The sequence below is a fragment of the Dyella sp. ASV21 genome (assembly GCF_016428975.1).
GTDB lineage: Bacteria > Pseudomonadota > Gammaproteobacteria > Xanthomonadales > Rhodanobacteraceae > Dyella.
This window is the reverse complement of sequence record NZ_JAELTT010000345.1, coordinates 1-314: the sequence shown is the minus strand read 5'-3', so window position 1 is coordinate 314 and position 314 is coordinate 1. Positions and strand designations below refer to the sequence as shown.

1 pseudogene is annotated in these 314 nt (G+C 73.9%); it reads left to right on the top strand.

From position 1 onward, the window contains the following. Window positions 1-173: 173 nt before the first annotated feature. A pseudogene (locus tag JHD67_RS22715) lies at window positions 174-314 on the top strand (hypothetical protein); the annotation flags it as partial.

The following is a 314-nucleotide window of genomic DNA, read 5'->3' as shown; positions in this document are numbered from 1 at the left end:
CCCCCCCCCCCCCCCCCCCCCCCCCCCCCCCCCCCCCCCCCCCCCCCCCCCCCCCCCCCCCCCCCCCCCCCCCCCCCCCCCCCCCCCCCCCCCCCCCCCCCCCCCCCCCCCTTTTTAATGATCCGGCCACCACCGAGATCTACACCCGAACGTTGTCGTCGGCAGCGTCAGATGTGTATAAGAGACAGGCCCATGTACGCGGTAACGACGGCCGCCACGCGTTGCTGATCGATTGCAGCGCAAACGAAGCGGTCGCCTCGCGCTACGCCGAATGGCTGGCGGCCGGCATGCACGTGGTGACACCCAACAAACTC